Below are 18,821 nucleotides of genomic sequence, written 5' to 3' on the forward strand. Positions count from 1 at the left end.
GGGCCGGGCCGGCGGCCCATCCCCCGTCGCTTCGGTCAGGCCGCGGTTTCCGGCGCACCCTCCCGCCGTCGGCCCGCCAGTGCGATTGACCCGCCGATCCACGCCGCCAGGCCGATCCAGAAGATCGCTGCGAAGGGGGCTTCGTTTCCGATGATGGCGCGCGCGGCGGCGGTTGCGACCAGGGCAACCGGGGTGCCGACGATCACACCGGTCCAGGCTGCGCGCAGGCGGGGTTCCTCGATCCCGCGGCGGCGGCGCTTGCCTAGCCAGATATAGCTGCCGGTCGCGCAGATCGCCGTCAGCGCGGCACCCAGGGCGACATAGGCGATCTTGACCCAGACCCCGCCGAAGTTGCCGAAGTGCAGCTTGTACGTCGAAGCGGCGGCCTGCTGGCCCAATGCCCCGTCGGCCATGCCGGTCGTTCCCTGAAACGCGCCTTCGCTGTCGAATGCGTAGTATTCGCCGAAGATCAGCCGCCGTTGATGATCGCCGATCATCTGCACGTGTTGCCCGGCGGTGAGCGGATCGTGGACGACGGCATAAGTCAGGCGCACGTCAGGGTATTCGCGCGCCATGTACTGCAGCGCGGCGGCGACATCGGGTGCGGCGGCCGGTGCCGGGTCGGGCGGGCCTTCCTCCCCGAACACGGGCGCATAGACGGCTTCGACATCGCCGCCATAGGCGCTTTCGGCGAGGCCGTATGCGGTTACCGTCGCGAGCCCGATCAGCGCGCCGGTCAGCGCGATTGCGATGCCGAAGGGCAGGGTCCAGACGCTCAGCCGGTTGTGCCAGTCGGTCAGGCCGACCCCGGCATTGTTGCGCGCGCGAAGGCGGAAGGCGTCGCGGAAGATGCGCGGATGCGCGATCACGCCGGAGAGCGACAGCGCCAGCATCATCACGCCGAATATGCCGACAATCGTGATGCCGACCAGCGAAGGCAGGTTGAGCGTGTAGTGGAGATGGACGAGGAAGTCGTTCCATTCGATCATCTCGGGCATGGCGATCCTGCCTTCGCGATCGAGGTGGAAGGCCTGCGTATCGGTGGTGACGGTCGCGCGGGGCAGTTCCTCCACCGGAATGTGGACATAGAGGTGGGTCGTCGGCGCAAGACCTTCCTGCGCCTCGCGCGCGAGCACGGCCTCGACCCCGCGCTGGACCGCCTCGGGCGCGATCTCCGCCATTTCGGGTGCGTTCGGCTGTTCGAGGCGCTGCATCTCGACATAGAAGACCGCGATCGTTCCCGTCAGGCAGAGGATATAGAGGATCGCACCGGCCAGCAGGCCCACGGCGGCATGGGCGGACAGTGCGCGTTTGACCGTGCCGGGTTCGATGCTGGCGCTCATCCTGTGGTTCCTCAAATAAATGTCGTAAGCGCGGGCGCGGCCGCAATCGCCAGAATGGCGAGCTGTCGCCTTCTGCGGGCCGTCATCAGCAGCATGAAGACGATGACAGTCCATGCAATCGGCGATGCGAGCAGGGCCAGGACATTGGCGTCCGCTTCGCCTGCGCCCAGTGCGGCGGCACCCCAGCGCACCCCGATCGCGAAGCAAACCGCCGCGGCGAACCCGGTCAGAACGACCAGCGCGAACGTCAGCAGCCGGCGGCCGAGGTGCAGCGGCGCCCTGCCATCGGGCATTACATGGGCGCGGCGGCTGGACGCACGCTCGCGCCCGCGCGGCGATTGCCACGCTTCCCAGCCCAGGATCGCGCAGGCAGCGCCCATTGCCCACAGGGAGACGACGGCGATCCCCCATGCACCGGCGAGCGCGCATCCGACCGCCACCGCCGCGGCGATCAGCGCCCAGCCCAGGCCGTTGAGCGCGCCCGAGCGCCCGGGCCGGCCCCACGAATATCGCAGCACGATCACCGCGACGACCGCGAGAGCCGATCCCGCTGCAAGAAGCCCCCCGCCGCCCATCAGAAGTGGTAGCTGACCGTGCCGAACACGTTGCGTTCGCTGCCCATGAAGCAGTCGCCGCGCGCGAGGCAGGCGGAGTAGTAGCGCTTGTCGAACAGGTTGGTTGCGTTGATCGCGAAGCTCCACCGGTCGATGCTTAGCTCGGCGAAGGCATCGACGAGGGTGAAGGCGGGCGTCACGATCCCATCGGGGAAGGCAGGGCCGAACGAGCGGTTCTTGCCGACGTGGCGCACCCCGCTGCCGATCAGCAGGGAGGCATCTTCGGACAGGGCGAAACGCCTGGTGCCCCACAGCGAGGCGTTGAATTTGGGCACATTGTCGAGCTGCTGACCAGTGCCCTCGATCTCCGCCTCGTTATAGCTGAGGTTGGCGATCAGGTTCAGGTCGCCCGGCAGCGCGGCATTGCCTTCGAATTCAACACCCTTGGAAACGACGCCATCGACCTGGATCTTGTGATCCTGATTGTCCGAATTGGGATCGTCGATCGGGCGGCCGCTTTCCTCGATGCGATAGCCGGTCACGGTGACGATGATCGAATCGAGCGGGTGGAACTTGACCCCCGCTTCGAACTGACGCCCCGTCTTGGGCGTCAGAGCGGCACCGCTGCTGGTGATGCCGGATACCGGTTCGAAACTTTCGGTATAGCTGAAGAAGGGCGAAACGCCGTCGATCACTTCGGCAATCACGCCGGCGCGGAAGCTGGTGGCGCTGGCGTCGTACTGCTCGACCCCGGCGGCGTGCGATTCGGCGAGGTCGTGGCGCACGCCGAGGACGAGAGAGGCCCGGTCGAACAAACGGACCTGATCCTGCAGGTAGAACCCGATCTGCTCCTGCTCGATATCGGACGATGTCGTCGGCTGCGGCAATCCGCCACCGTAGTCGGACAGGGCATTGTAATCGATATCGTAGATGTCGATCATCTCGAACCCGAACCCGCCGGTCTTGCGCACGCGGTTCCAGCTGTAATCGACCCCGGCCAGCAGGACGTGTTCGACACTGGCACCGGTGTTGAAATCGACCTGAACGTTGTTGTCGGAAGAGAAGATTTCCATCCGCGCCACGCTGCCTTCGGAATAAAGGCCGATCATGCGCTGGTCGGGATCGAGATAGGGATTGGCCGGGTTGGAATAGCTGTTGGCGTAATGCGTGAAGTAGGTCACGTCGCTATCGATGTAGCGCGCCTTGAGGTTGAGCTGCACCGCCTCGCCGAAGCGCTGTTCGAACAGCGCGGTGCCTTGCAGCAGGCGGCCGTCGTAGCGGTCCCAGCCCGGCTTGCCGACGAACAGGTCGTTGGGCAGTTTCCCGTTGGGGTTGGGCAGGATCGTGCCGACCAGCGGCAGGAACTGCGAGGTCGAACCGCTGTCATCCTCTTGGTAGAGGCCGATCAGCGTCAGCTCGGTATCGGGCGAGGGCGCGAATGTAACCGAGGGGGAGATCATCGCCCGGTCGTCCGCCACGAAATCGGTCTGTGTCCCCGAATCGCGCAGCCGCGCGACGACGCGCCCGGCGATCGTGTCGGTGAGCCCGCCGGTCACGTCGGCCAGCACTTCCTTGCGATCGTGCGATCCGTAGCGGACCGAAAGCTCGCCCCCGCTCTCGAATTCGGGGCGCTTCGAAACCAGGTTGATGATGCCGCCCAGCGATCCCTGTCCGAACAGGACGGAGGCCGGCCCGCGGACCAGTTCGACCTGGTCGAAATTGTACGGGTCCGAACGGATGCTGGCGTAGTAGCTGAACACGTCGCGCATCCCGTCACGGAACTGCAGCGCGTTGATCCCGCGCACGAAAGCACCGTCCACGCGGCTATCGGGGCCGTAGGGATTGGCGGTCACGCCCGACACGTAATTGAGCGTATCGCTGACTGAGATCGCGCCCTGGGCCAGATAGAGTTCGTCGTCGATCACCGTGATCGGCTGCGGGGTTTCGATGATCGGGGTGTCGGTCTTGGTCGCGGTGCTGCTTTCCCCGCGCGCGCCGGTGACGACGATCTGCCGCGGTTCGGCGGCGTCGAACGCGGCATCCGCAGCGGCTTCAGCGAAGGCGGGGGTGGAGGCCAGCGCGGTGGCGCAGAGCAGCGGGAAGCGCACGAATCGCATGAAATTTCCTTGAAGTTCGAATTTGGCGGTCAGCTAATGCGAAGTAATCGCAATTGCAAGTACTGTGTTCCATGAGGGTGAGCCCGCCGGACCGCCTTGCATGATCGCATGTCGCCGGTGCCCGTTGGGGGCGCGAATGGGGGAGAATTGGAGGATGGTGGGCGGCGCGCTCCCCGTGGCGCGCCGCCCGGTTCTCGCCGCCCGTCGGAAGCGGCGGCGAAAGGGGAATCCGTCAGGTTACCGGGTGTGCGTTTCGATCAATCCGATCGCTTCTTCGATCGCGGCGCTCTGTGAGACTTCGCCATCCTGCAGCGCGCTGCCGAGTTCGAGCAGCCGCCCACTGATGACGGTACCGGCCTGGGCCTCTTCCTCCAGCGCGATCCCGCCCTTGCGCTCGGCCACTTCGGCCCACTTGGCGCGGACCGCCGCCCAGTAGTCTTTGGTGGCCGCCCAATAGGCATCCGCCGCCGCCACATCGTAGCCGTCGAAGCGGGTATATGTGTTGAGGACATATTCCTGCACCACCGGTTCCAGCGCCTCGGCCGACCCGGCGGCGGGTTTCATCTTGGTGTTGTCCTGCCAGTGAATCCACCCGGTCGGGGTCAACTGGTGGCGGTTGATCGCGGCATAGCGATCGTAAACCGGATCGCGCACGGCATCGCGCCGGGCGAGCGGGCGCCACGTCCAGTTCGACCGCCAGCGGCGAATGCCGTGGGTCGTTTCCCATTCGCCCCATCCGGCGTAGCGCGGGCTGTCGTCGACCTGATAGACCGTCTGCGACCAGCGCCCGTTACGCATCCGTTCCGGCACATCGACCCATTGCCAGCGGTCGGGGCCGGTGTAGGCAAGGATACGGGCCGGTTCGTATTCCCAATCCTGCCGCCAGTGCTTGATCACGAACGTCTCGCCCTCGTGCTCGGCCACCAGAAGATGCTGGAGCACGATCCGCGTGCCGGTATCCTCGATCACGCGAACCGATTCGTGGCCGCCCGAAATCTTGCGGTCGAGCGGGGTGTAGTCTTCGACCCAGGGCGTCGATTCCTGCATGTCGAAGCGCACTTTGTAATCGCCCGCCATTGCCAGGATTGTCGCCCGATCCTGTTCGTACATGGCGGTTTCGACCGCTTCGCCGCGATCGGCAATAGGCCCGTCGGCCAGCGCGGGTGTCGTGGCGAGTGCAATGGCAAGCAGCGCTGCGCCGAAGAATGTTCTGGTCATGGTCATGATAGGTCCCCCTTGGTTCTAGAAGCGATAGCTGAGCGACACGCTCGCGTTGCGGCCGGGCCGCGTGTAGGCATCGACGTTCGCCGGCGGGACGAAGGTCGAAGGATCGTTGTCCGATTGCACCAGCGACAATCCGCGCACGTCGCTCCAGTACGTGTGTTTCTCGTCCAGCAGGTTGAACACGCCGGCGCGCAGCTTCAGCGCATTGGTCAGCGCGACGAAGGCCGTGGCGTCGAGGACGGTGAACGCGCCGGGGCGATAACAACCATTGGTGCAGACACCGTCGGTCTCGCTGCGTTCCTTGCGCGCGTGGTGCGATGCGATCAGTTCCGCCCCGAACCGCCCGGCAGGCTCGCGATAGCCGAGGCCGATCACCAGGTTCAGTGGGTCGATCGTATCGAGCGGGCGGGGTTCTTCGTCGGGCAACAGAATGTCGCCATCGGCATAGGCAATCGCGAAACGGCCGTAGAGGCCATTGTCCGCCCTGTAGCTTGCCCGCGCTTCGATCCCCTCGATTTCGACCCGGTGGTAATTTACGAACTGGTAGATCGCCGGATCGGCTGGCGTGAACGAGCCGCTCACGACCTGCTGGCTGATGAAATCGTCGTAATCGGCATGGAATGCAGTGACCGAAAGCGAGGCGTGGTCCCCGGTCAAGCGAATGCCGCCTTCCCAGCTCTCGCTTCGTTCCGGCCCCAGCTCGGGATTGGGGGCGGAGATATAGCCGTAGGCGAGATTGCCGAAGTAGTTGTTGACCTGGCTCGGCGTGGGCGCGCGGAACCCCTGCGCATAATTGGCGAACAGCAGCACATCGTCCGCCAGCCGCGCGGTCACGCCCAGCTTGGGCGAAAGGCGGCTGTCGCTCTGCGCCGCGCCGGCGAAATCGGGCAGCAGCGGGTCGTCGGTCGGGTCGAGATCGTAGAAGTCGAACCGTAGCGCGGGGAAGACCGTCAGTGCGCCATCGAACAGCGCGATCTCGTCGGCCAGGAACACGCCGCCCAGCAGGAAATCCGTCACCGGGAAGGCGCGGGTGGGGAAGACTTCGCCCGCGGGCGGCTCGGTCCCGTCGCGCAGCCCCTCCTGCCGGGTCACGCTGATGTCGCCGCCGAAGGCGAGCGTGTGCGACAGCGGGCCGGTGCCGAATGTGCTGCGCGCTTCCGCCGCGGCGCCGTAAACGCGGTTTTCGAAGGTGTTCAGCCGTTCGCGATCGGGGCGCGGGGTTGCGCCGGTGGGCGACCGGTCTTCGTCGGTGAACTGCACATCCTTGCCGTCCTGGAAATAGGCGGCGACATGGGCGTAATCGATCGTGCCATCGGCGGCATACGTCCAGTCGATCGAAATGCGGGTGCGCTCGCTTTCGTCGCGCGCGGTCAGATCATCGACGATCCAGCTCGGCGCGGGGCCGAACAGGAAGGCGGGGCCCTGCCCTGAAAGGATGTCGCTGAAAACTTCGGTTTCCAGATATTCGCCGGTCAGGCGCAGGCGATGCGCGCCGCGTTCCCACACGAGCTTGCCGAGCAGGGCGTTGGATTCGCCGTCCTGCGGGTTTGGCCGGGTGCGTGCTTCGCCAATGCCGCCGATGACGCCGGCATTGTCCAACTCGCTGAAATCGCGCCGGGTATAGGCGAGCAGAGCGGAAACATCCCCGGTCCTGCCGGCAATCGCCGCGGTTTCGGCGAACTCCTCGTCCTCGCTCGAATAAGATGCGCGGACGAACCCGCCGAATGATTTACCCGTCTCGATCAGGTCCACCGGGTCGCTGGTGGTGAAGCTGACCGCCCCGGCCAGACCGTCGCTGCCGTAAAGCGCGGAGGCGGGGCCGCGCAGGATTTCGACCGATTTGACCAGCGACACGTCGGTATAGCCGCCACGGCCCGAATCCTGCGCCCCGAAGGCGAATCCCTGCGGTGTGCGAATGCCGTCCACCTGGATCAAGACGCGGTTGCCGCCGATCCCGCGGATCGCGAAATCCTCGTTCCGCGCGCGTCCGGTCGCGCCCAGCGCGGCGCCGAAGCGGGCAGGGGCCCGCCGAACCGTGACGCCGGGCTCGTAGCGGACCAGATCGCGAATATCGGTGGTTATGGTATCGGCGATATCCTCGGCGGTGATGACGGTGACCGTCGCCGGTGCCTCGTCGATCGCGACCGGCGTGCGCGTCGCCGAAACCACGATATGGCGATCGCCCGGCAGTTCGGCGGCGGCATCGTTGGCCGCGGCGCTGGAGGCGGCGTCTTCCGCCAGGGCCGGAACGCTGCCCGCAGCCAGCACCATCGCTGCCAGTCCTGCCGACGTCCGCAGCGCCCGGCGCGCAGCTCCGCGTCGTTCCCCGATGCTGCGCCGCGCGCCGCCCACCCGATAAGTCATACAATCGCCCTGTTGTTGATACTGATAATGACTCGCAGTAGAATCAATATCAGCGCGACGTCAACCGCGTTCGGTGGGCCGTGGCGGATGAATTTCATAATGTGCGGAAATGGCGGGCATATTTCCCGATGACCGGCCATGCCCGCCGGATAGGGGGACATTCTGCGCGTGCTGGATCCATCGCAGGCATTGCCGCTTTGCGGCGGGCACTTTATGGCGCTGGCGATGAACGACGAACACGAAGCCCGGGGCGAACGCGATCTCGCCGATCGCAAGTTCTATCCCGCTGACGAGGAAGCCGCGTTTTCCGACGCGGCGATGCCCCAGACCCCGCAGACGCGCCACCCGGCCTACAAGCTGGCGTTCCGCGACACCGACTTCCTGCTTCGCGACGAGCTGCGCCCGGTGCGCTTCCAGCTCGAACTGCTGAAGCCGGAAATGCTGCTGGACGAGGCCGGCGTCGGTTCCACCCTGGTGATGTACGGTTCCGCCCGCATCCCTCCGCCCGAAGCGGTGGACGAAGCGCTGGCCGGTGCGAAGGATCTGCCGGACGGCGAACGGCGCGTGGTCGAAAACCTCGCCAAGAAGGCGAAATACTACGGCGAAGCCTACAAGCTGGCGAAGATGGTCAGCGAAAAGTCGATCATCGAAAGCGGCAAGCGCCAGTTCGTCATCTGTTCGGGAGGCGGGCCGTCGATCATGGAAGCGGCGAACAAGGGGGCCAGCGATGCGGGGGCGGAATCGGTTGGGCTCAACATCGTCCTGCCGCACGAGCAGGCGCCGAACCCCTACGTGACGCCTTACCTGTCATTCCAGTTCCACTACTTCGCGCTGCGCAAGATGCATTTCCTGCTGCGTGCCAAGGCCGTGGCGGTGTTCCCCGGCGGTTTCGGCACGTTTGACGAGTTCTTCGAACTGCTGACGCTGATCCAGACGGGCAAGATGAAGCCGATGCCGATCCTGCTGTTCGGCAAGGATTTCTGGAACCGCGTGATCGATTTCGAGGCTCTGGCCGACGAAGGGACTATTGGCCATAAGGATCTGGAACTGTTCCGCTGGTGCGAGACGGCGGACGAAGCGTGGGAGAAGATCGCCCGCTTCTACCAGATCGATGGTTACGAGGCGGATCCGTCCGAAGAAGGGTCCCCCCGCACCGCCTGATGGCCGAGCGGGCCGTGTCCCGCGCCGAAGCCGGGGGCCTTGCGCAATGCCTCGATCACGAAGCGCCGGCCGAGCCGCACTGCGTGATCGAGCGGCTGACCGTGGCCGAGCAGCGTCGCGATCGCGGATGACAGGGTGCAGCCGGTGCCGTGGGTATGGCGCGTGTTGATCCGGGCGTCTTCGAACGAGGCGAAATCGCCACTCGTATAGATCAGCCGGTCGATAACGCGGTCGCCCGTGTCGTGCCCGCCCTTGGCCAGAACCGCGCAACTGTGATCCTGAGCCAGCCGGTGAGCCGCCGCGGCAATCTCGTCCGGCGTGGTGCAGGCCATTCCGGTCAGCGCGGCCAGTTCGGGCAGGTTGGGGGTGGCCAGCGTCGCACGGCGCATCAGCGCGGCGAAGGCTTCGATCGTCGCGGCATCGGCCAGCACCGCACCGCTGGTGGCGACCATTACCGGGTCGAACACCACGTGCCCTTCGAACCCGGTCAGCACCTCGGCAATTGCGTTGGCCGTCTCGGGGGAGCCGAGCATCCCGATCTTGATCGCATCCGCGCCGATGTCGTCCAGACAGGCTTTCGCCTGGGCCACGACCAGTTCGGGCGATAGCGTTTCGACGGCCTGCACGCCGGTGGTGTTCTGCGCCGTGATCGCGGTGATTGCGCTCATGGCGTATCCGCCCAGCATCGTCGCGGTCTTGATGTCGGCCTGAATCCCGGCGCCCCCGGAGCTGTCGGAGCCTGCGATGGTGAGTATGCGGGGAGGGGCCTTCACTGGCGGAACCTGCGTTCTGTGCCCGGCGGATTTTTGGCGTGCAGCGCCTTCGCCCGGGTCGGGCGATCCATCAGTTCGCCGCCGCAGTTCGGGCAGCGATCATCCAGCGTTTCCGCACAGGCCGCGCAGAACGTGCATTCGAAGCTGCAGATGAACGCGCCGGGCGCTTCGGCGGGAAGATCCGCACCGCACCGTTCGCAATCGGGACGCATTTCGAGCATGGCGTTCTGCGCTTTCCCGGCCGTCAGGCCGCGTCCTGCACCGCGGCGCAGATCCTGTCCACGACCTGTTCGACCTGGGCCGCATCGTCGCCTTCGGCCATGACCCGGATCACCGGTTCCGTGCCCGACGGGCGGATGACGAGGCGACCCTTGCCGGCAAGCTCGGCCTCCGCATCGGCGATGCAGGCCTTCACACTTGCGGCATCGAGCGGGGTGCCACCCGAATAACGCACGTTCTTCAGCAGTTGGGGAACGGGTTCGAACTGGTGCAGCAACTCGCTGGCCGGCTTGCCGGACCGCACGAGGCTGGCAAGCACCTGAAGCGCCGCCACCGTGCCGTCGCCCGTAGTGCCATGATCGAGCAGGATCATATGGCCCGACTGCTCGCCGCCCACGTTGAAGCCGCCCTGCCGCATCCGTTCGAGCACGTGGCGATCACCGACTTTGGTGCGTTCGAGCGTCAGGTCCTGATCGGCCAGGCACCGTTCCAGCCCCAGGTTGGACATGACGGTGGCAACGACGCCGCCCCCGCGCAGCGCCTGCCGGTGGGCAAGACGGGTCGCGATCAGCGCCATGATCTGATCGCCGTCGACCGTGCGGCCCCGTTCGTCGATCACGATCAGGCGGTCGGCATCGCCGTCCAGCGCGATCCCGATATCGGCATTCTCCCGCACCACGGCGGCGCGCACCGCCTCCAGCGAGGTTGAGCCGACGCCATCGTTGATATTGGTCCCATCGGGTTCGACGCCCAGGGTGACCACATCGGCGCCCAGTTCCCAGATGGCCGATGGCGTGACCTGGTAAGCCGCGCCGTGTGCGCAATCGACCACGACCTTCAGATCGTCAAACCGGATTTCGTTCGACACCGATTGCTTGACCGCATGGATATAGCGGCCGCGTGCATCCTCGATCCGCCGGGCACGACCGATCAGCGGGGCGGCGACCAGCGGCGGCTCGCTTTCCAGCAGCGCCTCGATCGCCAGTTCGTCTTCATCCGAAAGCTTGAACCCGTCGGGGCCGAACAGCTTGATCCCGTTATCTTCGAACGGATTGTGGCTGGCCGAAATCATCACCCCCAGATCGGCCCGCATTTCGCGGGTTAGCAGGGCAATCGCCGGGGTCGGCAGCGGCCCGGTCATGATCACGTCCATCCCGACGCTGGTGAAGCCGGCGACCAGGGCGCTTTCCATCATATAGCCCGAAAGGCGGGTATCCTTGCCGATCACCACGCGATGACGATGGTCGCCGCGCAGGAAATGGCGCCCTGCCGCCTGGCCCACACGCATCGCCGTCGCCGCCGTCATCACGCCGTCGTTCGTGCGCCCGCGAATTCCGTCGGTACCGAAAAACTTGCGTGCCATGTTCGAATTCTATCTCCAGAGCAATTTGCCACGCGCTTCTGGCGCGGTTAGGCCGCAAAGGAAAGGGGACCCGCGAACGGATGGCCGTCGAAAAGGCAGACTCTGACGAACTTCTGGCGATCCGGCTGCCGGTCTGGTGGACGTTTGGCGGGCTTGTCGCCGGCCTGTTCGCCGGCCTGGCCCTGGCGGGGACAGAGGCGCTGGACCCGGTTCTGGCGGTGACCGAGCCGGCAGGCGCACTATGGCTGCGCGCCTTGCAGATGACGATCATCCCGCTCGTTTCCGCACTGCTGGTGATCGGCATCGCGCAAATGGTTCAGGCCGCGCGGGCTGGGCGCGCGGCGCGGCGGATGCTTGGTTGGGTATTCGCGGTTCTGCTGTTTTCCGGCATTACGGCGGCGCTGTTCATGCCCCTGCTGCTGAGCATGTTCCCGATCCCGCCTTCGGCCGGGACCCTGCTGGAAACCGGATCTATCACGCCGCAGCAGGTGCCCGGGCTGGCCGACTTCGTCACTTCGCTGATCGCCCCCAATGTGATCGCTGCGGCGGCGGAAACGACAATGCTGCCGCTGACGATCTTCTTCGCGCTGTTCGCGGTCGCCGTGGCGCGCCTGCCGGGCAATCAACGCGATACGCTGCTGAACGTGTTTCGTGCGCTGGCCAATGCGATGCTGACGATCATCGGCTGGGTTCTGTGGATCGCGCCGCTCGGCGTTTTCGCGCTTGCGCTGGGGGTTGCCTCGCGCGCGGGCGGGGGTGCCTTCGCGACCCTGGTGCATTACATTCTGGTCGTGTCCGCAATGGGGGCGATCGTGCTGCTGGCCGGTTATGCGCTGGCCTGGTTCGGCGGCGGAATTGCGCCGCTGCGCTTTGCCAAGGCGATGATCCCGGCACAGGCGGTGGCGGTTTCGACCCAGAGCTCGCTCGCCAGCCTGCCCGCCATGCTGGCAGTCGCCCGGCGGCTGGGCGTGCGCGAGAGCACGGCCGACTTCGTCCTGCCCCTCGCGGTGGCGATCTTCCGCGCGACCAGTCCGGCGATGAACCTGGCGGTGGCGATATATGTCGCCACGCTGGCCGGGGTAGAACTGACGCCGGCGACGCTCGGGGCGGGGATTGCGGTGGCGCTGGTCATTTCGGTCGGTTCCGTCAGCCTGCCCGGATCGATCAGCTTCGTGATTTCCATCGGGCCGATCGCGCTGGCCATGGGCGTGCCGATCGAACCGCTGGCGCTGCTGGTCGCGGTGGAAATGCTGCCCGACATCATGCGGACCCTCGCCAATGTCACTCTGGATGTGGCAGTAGCGGCGGCGACAGATCGCCCGGAAGAGGAATCCGTCTAGAACATGCAACTCATGGCCCGCCCGCGCGTTGGTCGGGCAAGCCCGAGATTTTTCAACACTGGACCTTAGGGGAACCAATCCATGGCCTTCAAACTGATCGACCTGCCATATGCCAGCGACGCGCTCGCGCCCGCCGTTTCGGCCGAAACGCTGAGCTATCACCACGGCAAGCACCACCAGGCCTATATCGACAAGACCAATGCCGCGATCGACGGCACCGACCTTGCCGACAAATCGCTGGAAGATGTCGTTGCCGCGGCGCGCGGCAGCAACCAGGGCCTGTTCAACAATGCTGCGCAGAGCTGGAACCACGGGTTCTACTGGCATTCGATGGCACCGGAAGGTGGATCGCCTTCGGACGAGCTGGCTTCGCTGATCGACGACGCCTTCGGTTCGCTGGACGATCTCAAGGCCAAGCTGGCCGAACGCGGCGCCGGCCACTTCGCCAGCGGCTGGGTCTGGCTGGCGGAAAAGGGCGGCAAGCTCTCGATCGAGGAAACGCACGACGGCGACACGCTGGCGGATCAGGATTTCAACCCGCTGCTGACGATCGACGTGTGGGAACACGCCTATTACCTCGATCACCAGAACAAGCGCCCCGAATACCTCGATCAGGTGATCAAGGGTAAGCTGAACTGGGGATTTGCTTCGGAGAACCTGGCGCGCGGCGAAACCTGGAAATACCCCGGCTGATCCTTCGCCGGATTGCAAGACAGGGAAAGCCCGCCTGCGCATTCGTGCGCGGCGGGCTTTTTTCTTTCGCGGATCAGGTCGGTTCTTCTTCCTGGCCCAGTTCCATCAGATTGGTCGCGAACAGCGGCTCGCCGAAAATGAACCCGACCAGGTTGGGCCGGCCCACGTGGTCGAAGAACGCGGTGAGCATCAGCAGGATCGGCACCGACAGAAGCGCGCCGAACACGCCCCAGATCCACGAGAAATAGCTGAGGGCGATGAGGATCATCACCGGGTTCATGGTGAAGCGCGCGCCCAGGATCGACGGGGTGACGATATTCGATTCGACCGTGTGCAGCGCGAGATAGGCCGCCGCCGGAATGATCCCGAGCAGGACGGTATCGCCGGTCCCGATCCCGAACAGCGCGAGCAGCGCGGTCATCGCCAGCGGCCCGATATAGGGCAGGAAATTAAGCAGCGCGGCGAGGCCGCCCCACATCACCGGCGCTTCCACCCCCAGCGCCCAGGCGCCGAGCGCGACGATCACCCCGATCCCCGCATTGATGCACGAAACGGTCAGGATATAGGCGGCCACCCGATCCTGCACCTCACGAAGGACCCGCGCAGCCTTGATGCTGGTGCCGAAGCTGGCGCGATCGAACAGCAGGTGGCGGCGCAGGCGCACACGCGCTTCGATCATGAAGAATGTCATCAGGAAGGTCAGCAGCACTTCCAGAACGACGCTGGGCGTGGCGAAGGCGAGCTGTTCGATCACCGACGGGCTGGCCAGCACGACCTCTCGCGCGCTCGAACGGCCCATCAGGTCGGCCAGGCGTTCGTTCGCCATTGCAACCCAGGCGAATTCGTCGCGCAGTTCGCCAAAACGGTGCGCGACCTGATCGGCCATTGCCGGGAGGCTGTCGAACAGCGCGATCGCGGGTTGGAGGATAAGGGCCAGCGCCAGCATCAGCACGCCGAAAAACGCGCCGAGAGCGACGAGAGAGGCAAGGACGTTGGGCAAGCCCCAGCCGGCCAGCTTGTCCGCCAGCGGGGAAAGAATGATGGTGAGGACCAGCGCGGTCACCAGCGGCAGGAAGACGACCGAGCCGATCGAGAGGACGAAGGGCAGCGCGAGGAACAGGCCCAGACCGATCAGCAGGACGAGCGCGGAAATCAGGCGCAGTTCCTGCTCGGCAAAGGCAGCGCGGGTCGTTCGCCGCGTGGCGCGTCCTTCGGTGGGGGCGCGGGGGGCAGATGGCCTGTCGGTCATGCGGATGTCGGGTCCTGTCTGCGCGATGCGTCGGCATAGCCGCGCAGTGCGGACGCTAGCAAGCGGTTAGCGGATCGGCGAAGACTCGCCGCGACCGGCCGCGACATCGTCGAGTTCTTCCAGGATCGCGCGGTGCGCGGCATCATCCCCGATCGCACGGCGCGGGATCGAACCATCCTGGAGCATGGCGTTGAGCGAAGCGCGGGCGCGGCCCACGCGGCTCTTGATCGTGCCGACGGCGCAACCGCAGATCGTCGCCGCTTCTTCGTAGGAGAAGCCGCCCGCGCCAACCAGCAGCAAAGCCTCGCGCCGTTCGGGCGGCAGGGTCAGCAGGGCGCGGTGCATGTCCGACAGATGGATCGGCTCTTCCTGACCGGCGGGCTGGGTCAGCAGGCGTTCGGCAACATTCTCGTCGTACTCGCCGCGGAACCGGTTGCGCCGCATATCGGTGAGGTAAGCATTGCGCAGAATCACGAAAGTCCAGGCGCGCATGCTGGTTCCTGGTTCGAACCGTTCCTGCGCGGCCCATGCCTTCAGCAAGGCTTCCTGCACCAGATCATCGGCCATGTCCGGCCGGCCGCACAGCCCACGTGCGAACGCGCGCAGGTGCGGCACCACTTCGGTCAGCTCTCGCTTGAAATCGGCCTTTTCGGAAGCCGTCCGTTCAGGGCGAGTCATCAGGATTTGTCGTCCAGCTTCGAGAGAAGCTCCTTGAAGCTGTCGGGAAGCGGTTCCTCGACAACCGAATCATAGAGTTGGCGCAGGCCGTCTGCCCAGCCTGGATTGTCGCGATTGGCGGCCTTCGCATCGCCTTTTCCGGTTTCCCCCGTACGCCGATCCCCGTCAGTATGCATGTACTCTCGCAATCCTTCGAAAAATACGTAAAACCCCGGCGGGGCCCTAGAACCCCCGCGGGGATTTTTCCAGTTTTCCTACTTGTGCTCTCCGCGAGGGAACGAAGGCACGACTGCTTGGTTCCCGAAACTAAGCGGGGTGCCCGCCAGTGTGTTGAATAGTTCGGTGGAGTGCGGCGCAGCCTGATGCCAGTTCAAGCGTCTCGACGGGGGAGAAGTCGCCGATGGCTGGTAGAATATCCGCGTGCTGCGCCGGTGACCATCTTCCTGCTGATCGCCGCGATCACCGCGCTCAGCGTTTTCGCGATCGAGCGGGGTGAGGCGCAGCGCGAAGCCGCCGGGCTGAGTGATCGCGCACGCGCAGTCGCTTCCGCGCTGGAGCGGCGTTCCAGCGCCAATGCCGCCTATCTCCGGGCGGGAGCGGCCATGTTTTCGGCTGTCGATCGCGTCGACGAAGCGCTGTTCGATCGTTTCGTGGCCGAACTCCAGCTCGATTTCGACTATCGCGGAACCGAGGGCATTGGCTGGGCGCAGAGCCTGCGCCCTTACGAACTCGACCAGTTCCGCGCCGGCGCCAACGATCCCGGTGATTCCGCCGAACCCGATGCTTCGGCGGTCGAGGGGCAGGCGCCAGTGGAAGCGGCGGCTGCGACCAATCCGGTTCGGATATGGCCGCGACCGACCACGATGACAGGCCGGGTCGTCCCGGTCACGTTCCTGCGGCCTGAAAGCGATCGCAATCGCCAGATGCTGGGGTACGACATGTTCTCCGACCCCGCGCGCCGGGCCGCGATGGAGGAAGCCGAAACGACTGCGCAGCCGACCGCGAGCGGCAAGGTCCAGCTCGCCTATCGCGACGCGGATCGAGCGCCTGGCTTCATCGTCTATATGCCGGTTTTCCGCGGCGAGGCCGGCCGCCGGGTGCGGGGATTTATCTATAGCCCGTTCAATGCGGAGACGTTCCTCGCATCGGCCCTGGACCTGGCCGACGCCGGCGAGCGGGGGGTCAAGCTCTACGACGGGGAAGCAACGCCCGATCGTCTGCTGGCCCAGATCGCGCCGGCATCGGGCGCGGGCAATTCGGTCCAGCAACGGATCATGATCGCCAACCGGCCGATGGTGATCGAAGTGGCATCGCCTGCATCCTATTCGCTTTCCGCATTATCGATGGTCACGCTGCTGTTCGGGTTGCTTGTGGCCAGCCTTCTTCTGGTCGTCGCCCGCCTGGTGACCCAGCAAACGCGAGAGGACCAGCTGAAGCTCGATTGGCTCGAAGAACAGGATTCGATCCGCAATTCGCTCACGCGCGAGCTGAACCACCGGGTCAAGAACACGCTGGCCAACATCCTTTCGATCGTCGCGCTGACCCGACGCCGGTCGGAATCGCTGGACGAATTTGCCGATGGGCTGGATGGACGCATCCGGGCAATTTCCGCGACGCACGACCTGCTGACGCAATCGGAATGGGGTACGACCCCTGTGCGCGAAGTGATCGCGGCCGAGATGGCGCCGCACGCGCACGATTCAGGGGCGGACTTTACGGTCGAGGGCCCTGACGTCGAGCTCGCGCCCGGTGATGCCCTGACACTGGGGCTGGCCATTCACGAGCTGGCGACGAATGCGTCGAAGTATGGCGCGCTGAGCGTGCCGGAAGGGCGCGTTGCGGTCACCTGGGAGCTGGAAGGCACGAACGTGGTGCGGATGGAATGGGTCGAAACCGGCGGGCCGCGCCTGTCCGGCCGCCCGGAATGGCGCGGCTTCGGCCTCGACCTGATCGAAAAGATCGTCGCCCACGAACTGAACGAGAAGGTGGAACTGGAATTCCCACCCGAAGGGGTTCGCTGCACCCTGCGTGTCCCAGTCCGCCGGCCCAGCGAATTTGCCATTCGCGCGGCGCGGCGCAGAGAAGAGGCCGCGCGCTAGAAGCACGCGGCCTTTCCCTTACTCGTCGAATTTGTGGCCGGTCAGCTCAGCGGTTGGCTGGAATTGAAGAACAGCGCCTGGCTGATCGCCGTGCGCACTGTCGCTTCCTTGAACGGCTTGGTGACCAGATACGTCGGTTCCGGCCGGTCGCCGGTCAGCAGGCGTTCGGGGTAGGCGGTGATGAAGATCACCGGCACGCTGCCGAGCGCGAGAATGTCGTCCACTGCGTCCAGACCGGAAGACCCGTCGGCAAGCTGGATGTCGGCCAGCACGAGGCCCGGCGTGCGTTCTGCGACCACTTCCTGCGCCTGCGTGCGCGTTGCAGCGGTGCCGCAGATCTCATGGCCGAGCGACGTGACGAGATCTTCGAGCTGCATCGAGATCAGGGGTTCATCCTCGATGATCAGCACGCTGGTGCTCGATTCGCGGTCGATTTCCTCCACCGCTTCCTGAACCAGCTTCTCCACCGATCCGCTGTCGATATCCATGATCTCGGCCGTCTGGTCGATGCTGAAATCTTCCAGCGTCGTCAGCAGCAGAGCCTGGCGATTGAGCGGGGTAATGGCGCTTAGCCGGTCGTGCGCCGCACTTTCGTGCGCGCCAGCTTCGGGCCCGTCTCCGGCCGTTTCCAGATAGGCGCTGGACCAGACTTTGTTGAATGCACGATATAGCGGCACGCGACCTTCGCCGAGCGAGGCCTTGAGCGCATCGTCGGCCAGCGCGGCTTCGAGTGTTTGGCGCACGAATGCGTCGCCGGTCGACTGTGATCCGGTCAACGCGCGGGCGTAACGACGAAGGTACGGCAGATTGTTGGCAACCTGTTCTCCAAGCGGCATGAATTCCCTTCCCTAGAAGTGAGGCGTCGCTAGAACGCACGCGTGTAAAGTTGGTTCCAAAGGCTGCGCTTGGTGAACGACAAGTACCTGTCGCGCAAGCGTTTGAAGGGGGCGCCGCCCTCAGGCCAAACGGGTGCTAAAAAAATTTTGCATGGGCTGGGAACCAGCATTTCCGCCAAACATTATCCCAATGTCACCGCCGAGACCCCCCTCCCGTCCAAGCGGCAGGTGATACGATCCCGAAAGGCCTCCGCTCCAACCGAGCGGAGGCCTTTTTTCTTGCGCGCCCCTTTTTCTTGGGTGGAAGGGGGGCAGGCAATGCGGAGGCTGTGACCGCCTTGCCTGATGGCGGCTCAGCCGGCCGCTTTCCGCAGCCGAGCCAGCAGTCCGCGCCGCGCCGGGGTGCGGATCGCGCGCACCAGATCGCGCGGATCATAAGGCTTTTCCAGAATGGCGCCGAGTTCGGCCACCTGAGGTGGAATACGTTCCGGCGCGCCAGTCGAGAAGATGATCTGTGGTGGCTGCGGCCCGACGCTGCTGACCAGTTCGGCAATGGCCCAGCCATCATCGCGGTCGGCGAGATGCACGTCCAGCACGATCACATCGGGCCGGGTGCGTCGCAGCGCCGCGAGCGCGGCATCGGTGGTGTGGCAAATCTCGACCTGGCGCGCACCAGCGTCGAGCAGTTCAGCCTCTATCGCGAGCGACAGAATAACGTCATCCTCCACCACGAGCACGTGGCCGAGTGCGTGCTGTGCTGCGTTATTCCGGGGTGTTCTGCTCATGCTCACTTCAACCGACGCCGGCG

Annotated in this window: 17 protein-coding genes; 4 read left to right on the top strand and 13 right to left on the bottom strand. The window is 65.3% G+C overall.

Going from position 1 to position 18,821, the window contains the following annotated elements:
• Positions 1 to 35: 35 nt before the first annotated feature.
• From AM2010_RS00240 to AM2010_RS00260, 5 genes are all read right to left on the bottom strand, one after another.
• Positions 36 to 1,343, bottom strand: a complete 1,308-nt coding sequence (locus AM2010_RS00240; protein ID WP_047805378.1) for a PepSY-associated TM helix domain-containing protein — start codon at positions 1,341 to 1,343, stop codon at positions 36 to 38.
• A gap of 11 nt (positions 1,344 to 1,354) precedes the next feature.
• Entirely contained in the window at positions 1,355 to 1,918 is a 564-nt protein-coding gene (locus AM2010_RS00245) for a hypothetical protein (RefSeq protein WP_047805379.1), read from the bottom strand.
• Positions 1,918 to 4,014 carry a TonB-dependent siderophore receptor gene (locus AM2010_RS00250; protein WP_047805380.1) on the bottom strand — a complete coding sequence of 699 codons (2,097 nt, stop codon included), beginning with the start codon at positions 4,012 to 4,014 and terminating at the stop codon, positions 1,918 to 1,920. The genes AM2010_RS00245 and AM2010_RS00250 overlap by 1 nt, the downstream gene beginning before the upstream one ends.
• Positions 4,015 to 4,251: 237 nt before the next feature.
• Entirely contained in the window at positions 4,252 to 5,238 is a 987-nt protein-coding gene (locus AM2010_RS00255; RefSeq protein ID WP_047805381.1) for a DUF6607 family protein, read from the bottom strand.
• An 18-nt stretch (positions 5,239 to 5,256) separates the two neighbouring features.
• Positions 5,257 to 7,602 carry a TonB-dependent hemoglobin/transferrin/lactoferrin family receptor gene (locus AM2010_RS00260; protein WP_338047405.1) on the bottom strand — a complete coding sequence of 782 codons (2,346 nt, stop codon included), beginning with the start codon at positions 7,600 to 7,602 and terminating at the stop codon, positions 5,257 to 5,259.
• Positions 7,603 to 7,827: 225 nt separating this feature from the next.
• Here AM2010_RS00260 and AM2010_RS00265 point away from each other — a divergent pair, with 225 nt between their 5' ends.
• A complete protein-coding gene (locus tag AM2010_RS00265) occupies positions 7,828 to 8,763 on the top strand; it encodes an LOG family protein (protein WP_047807542.1) in 936 nt (311 codons plus the stop codon).
• On the opposite strand, the gene thiD is transcribed toward AM2010_RS00265, so the two are convergent.
• Genes thiD through glmM form a run of 3 tightly spaced genes read right to left on the bottom strand, consistent with a single transcriptional unit; the run spans position 8,718 to position 11,118 of the window.
• The gene (thiD, locus tag AM2010_RS00270) at positions 8,718 to 9,536 is read right to left on the bottom strand and encodes a bifunctional hydroxymethylpyrimidine kinase/phosphomethylpyrimidine kinase (protein WP_047805382.1); all 819 of its coding nucleotides are present in this window, start codon (positions 9,534 to 9,536) and stop codon (positions 8,718 to 8,720) included. The genes AM2010_RS00265 and thiD overlap by 46 nt on opposite strands.
• Complete coding sequence (locus tag AM2010_RS00275) at positions 9,533 to 9,757, bottom strand: DUF1272 domain-containing protein (RefSeq protein WP_047805383.1); 225 nt, start codon at positions 9,755 to 9,757, stop codon at positions 9,533 to 9,535. The genes thiD and AM2010_RS00275 overlap by 4 nt, the downstream gene beginning before the upstream one ends.
• Positions 9,758 to 9,780: 23 nt before the next feature.
• On the bottom strand, positions 9,781 to 11,118 hold the full coding sequence (glmM, locus tag AM2010_RS00280) for a phosphoglucosamine mutase (protein WP_047805384.1): 1,338 nt from the start codon (positions 11,116 to 11,118) through the stop codon (positions 9,781 to 9,783).
• 80 nt (positions 11,119 to 11,198) lie between these two features.
• On the opposite strand from glmM, the gene AM2010_RS00285 reads away from it, so the two are divergent.
• Positions 11,199 to 12,458: a dicarboxylate/amino acid:cation symporter gene (locus AM2010_RS00285; RefSeq protein ID WP_047805385.1), complete on the top strand. Its 1,260-nt coding sequence runs from the start codon at positions 11,199 to 11,201 to the stop codon at positions 12,456 to 12,458.
• A gap of 81 nt (positions 12,459 to 12,539) precedes the next feature.
• On the top strand, positions 12,540 to 13,151 hold the full coding sequence (locus AM2010_RS00290) for a superoxide dismutase (protein ID WP_047805386.1): 612 nt from the start codon (positions 12,540 to 12,542) through the stop codon (positions 13,149 to 13,151).
• 73 nt (positions 13,152 to 13,224) lie between these two features.
• Here AM2010_RS00290 and AM2010_RS00295 read toward each other — a convergent pair whose 3' ends face one another.
• The 3 genes from AM2010_RS00295 to AM2010_RS14100 all read right to left on the bottom strand — a co-directional run bounded on the left by AM2010_RS00295 (position 13,225) and on the right by AM2010_RS14100 (position 15,254).
• The gene (locus tag AM2010_RS00295; protein ID WP_047805387.1) at positions 13,225 to 14,400 is read right to left on the bottom strand and encodes an AI-2E family transporter; all 1,176 of its coding nucleotides are present in this window, start codon (positions 14,398 to 14,400) and stop codon (positions 13,225 to 13,227) included.
• A gap of 66 nt (positions 14,401 to 14,466) precedes the next feature.
• A complete protein-coding gene (locus tag AM2010_RS00300; RefSeq protein WP_047805388.1) occupies positions 14,467 to 15,078 on the bottom strand; it encodes a sigma-70 family RNA polymerase sigma factor in 612 nt (203 codons plus the stop codon).
• A complete protein-coding gene (locus AM2010_RS14100; protein WP_156178703.1) occupies positions 15,078 to 15,254 on the bottom strand; it encodes a NepR family anti-sigma factor in 177 nt (58 codons plus the stop codon). Before AM2010_RS14100 ends, AM2010_RS00300 begins: the two co-directional genes overlap by 1 nt.
• A 255-nt stretch (positions 15,255 to 15,509) precedes the next feature.
• On the opposite strand from AM2010_RS14100, the gene AM2010_RS14445 reads away from it, so the two are divergent.
• Positions 15,510 to 17,177: a CHASE domain-containing protein gene (locus AM2010_RS14445; RefSeq protein WP_269084054.1), complete on the top strand. Its 1,668-nt coding sequence runs from the start codon at positions 15,510 to 15,512 to the stop codon at positions 17,175 to 17,177.
• Positions 17,178 to 17,218: 41 nt separating this feature from the next.
• Here the strand turns inward: AM2010_RS14445 and AM2010_RS00310 are convergent, their stop codons facing one another.
• Both AM2010_RS00310 and AM2010_RS00315 read right to left on the bottom strand, forming a co-directional pair.
• Positions 17,219 to 18,013: a response regulator gene (locus AM2010_RS00310; RefSeq protein WP_047805390.1), complete on the bottom strand. Its 795-nt coding sequence runs from the start codon at positions 18,011 to 18,013 to the stop codon at positions 17,219 to 17,221.
• Positions 18,014 to 18,366: 353 nt separating this feature from the next.
• The gene (locus AM2010_RS00315; protein ID WP_047805391.1) at positions 18,367 to 18,798 is read right to left on the bottom strand and encodes a response regulator; all 432 of its coding nucleotides are present in this window, start codon (positions 18,796 to 18,798) and stop codon (positions 18,367 to 18,369) included.
• Between the last annotated feature and the right edge of the window lie 23 nt (positions 18,799 to 18,821).

The sequence above is a fragment of the Pelagerythrobacter marensis genome (assembly GCF_001028625.1).
GTDB lineage: Bacteria > Pseudomonadota > Alphaproteobacteria > Sphingomonadales > Sphingomonadaceae > Pelagerythrobacter > Pelagerythrobacter marensis.

Coding starts and splice junctions, on each gene's coding strand:
- AM2010_RS00240 (WP_047805378.1), bottom strand. CDS start 1,343: ATGAGCGCCAGCATCGAACCCGGCACGGTCAAACGCGCACTGTCCGCC.
- AM2010_RS00245 (WP_047805379.1), bottom strand. CDS start 1,918: ATGGGCGGCGGGGGGCTTCTTGCAGCGGGATCGGCTCTCGCGGTCGTC.
- AM2010_RS00250 (WP_047805380.1), bottom strand. CDS start 4,014: ATGCGATTCGTGCGCTTCCCGCTGCTCTGCGCCACCGCGCTGGCCTCC.
- AM2010_RS00255 (WP_047805381.1), bottom strand. CDS start 5,238: ATGACCATGACCAGAACATTCTTCGGCGCAGCGCTGCTTGCCATTGCA.
- AM2010_RS00260 (WP_338047405.1), bottom strand. CDS start 7,602: ATGACTTATCGGGTGGGCGGCGCGCGGCGCAGCATCGGGGAACGACGC.
- AM2010_RS00265 (WP_047807542.1), top strand. CDS start 7,828: ATGAACGACGAACACGAAGCCCGGGGCGAACGCGATCTCGCCGATCGC.
- AM2010_RS00275 (WP_047805383.1), bottom strand. CDS start 9,757: ATGCTCGAAATGCGTCCCGATTGCGAACGGTGCGGTGCGGATCTTCCC.
- glmM (WP_047805384.1), bottom strand. CDS start 11,118: ATGGCACGCAAGTTTTTCGGTACCGACGGAATTCGCGGGCGCACGAAC.
- AM2010_RS00285 (WP_047805385.1), top strand. CDS start 11,199: ATGGCCGTCGAAAAGGCAGACTCTGACGAACTTCTGGCGATCCGGCTG.
- AM2010_RS00290 (WP_047805386.1), top strand. CDS start 12,540: ATGGCCTTCAAACTGATCGACCTGCCATATGCCAGCGACGCGCTCGCG.
- AM2010_RS00295 (WP_047805387.1), bottom strand. CDS start 14,400: ATGACCGACAGGCCATCTGCCCCCCGCGCCCCCACCGAAGGACGCGCC.
- AM2010_RS00300 (WP_047805388.1), bottom strand. CDS start 15,078: ATGACTCGCCCTGAACGGACGGCTTCCGAAAAGGCCGATTTCAAGCGA.
- AM2010_RS14100 (WP_156178703.1), bottom strand. CDS start 15,254: ATGCATACTGACGGGGATCGGCGTACGGGGGAAACCGGAAAAGGCGAT.
- AM2010_RS00310 (WP_047805390.1), bottom strand. CDS start 18,013: ATGCCGCTTGGAGAACAGGTTGCCAACAATCTGCCGTACCTTCGTCGT.
- AM2010_RS00315 (WP_047805391.1), bottom strand. CDS start 18,798: ATGAGCAGAACACCCCGGAATAACGCAGCACAGCACGCACTCGGCCAC.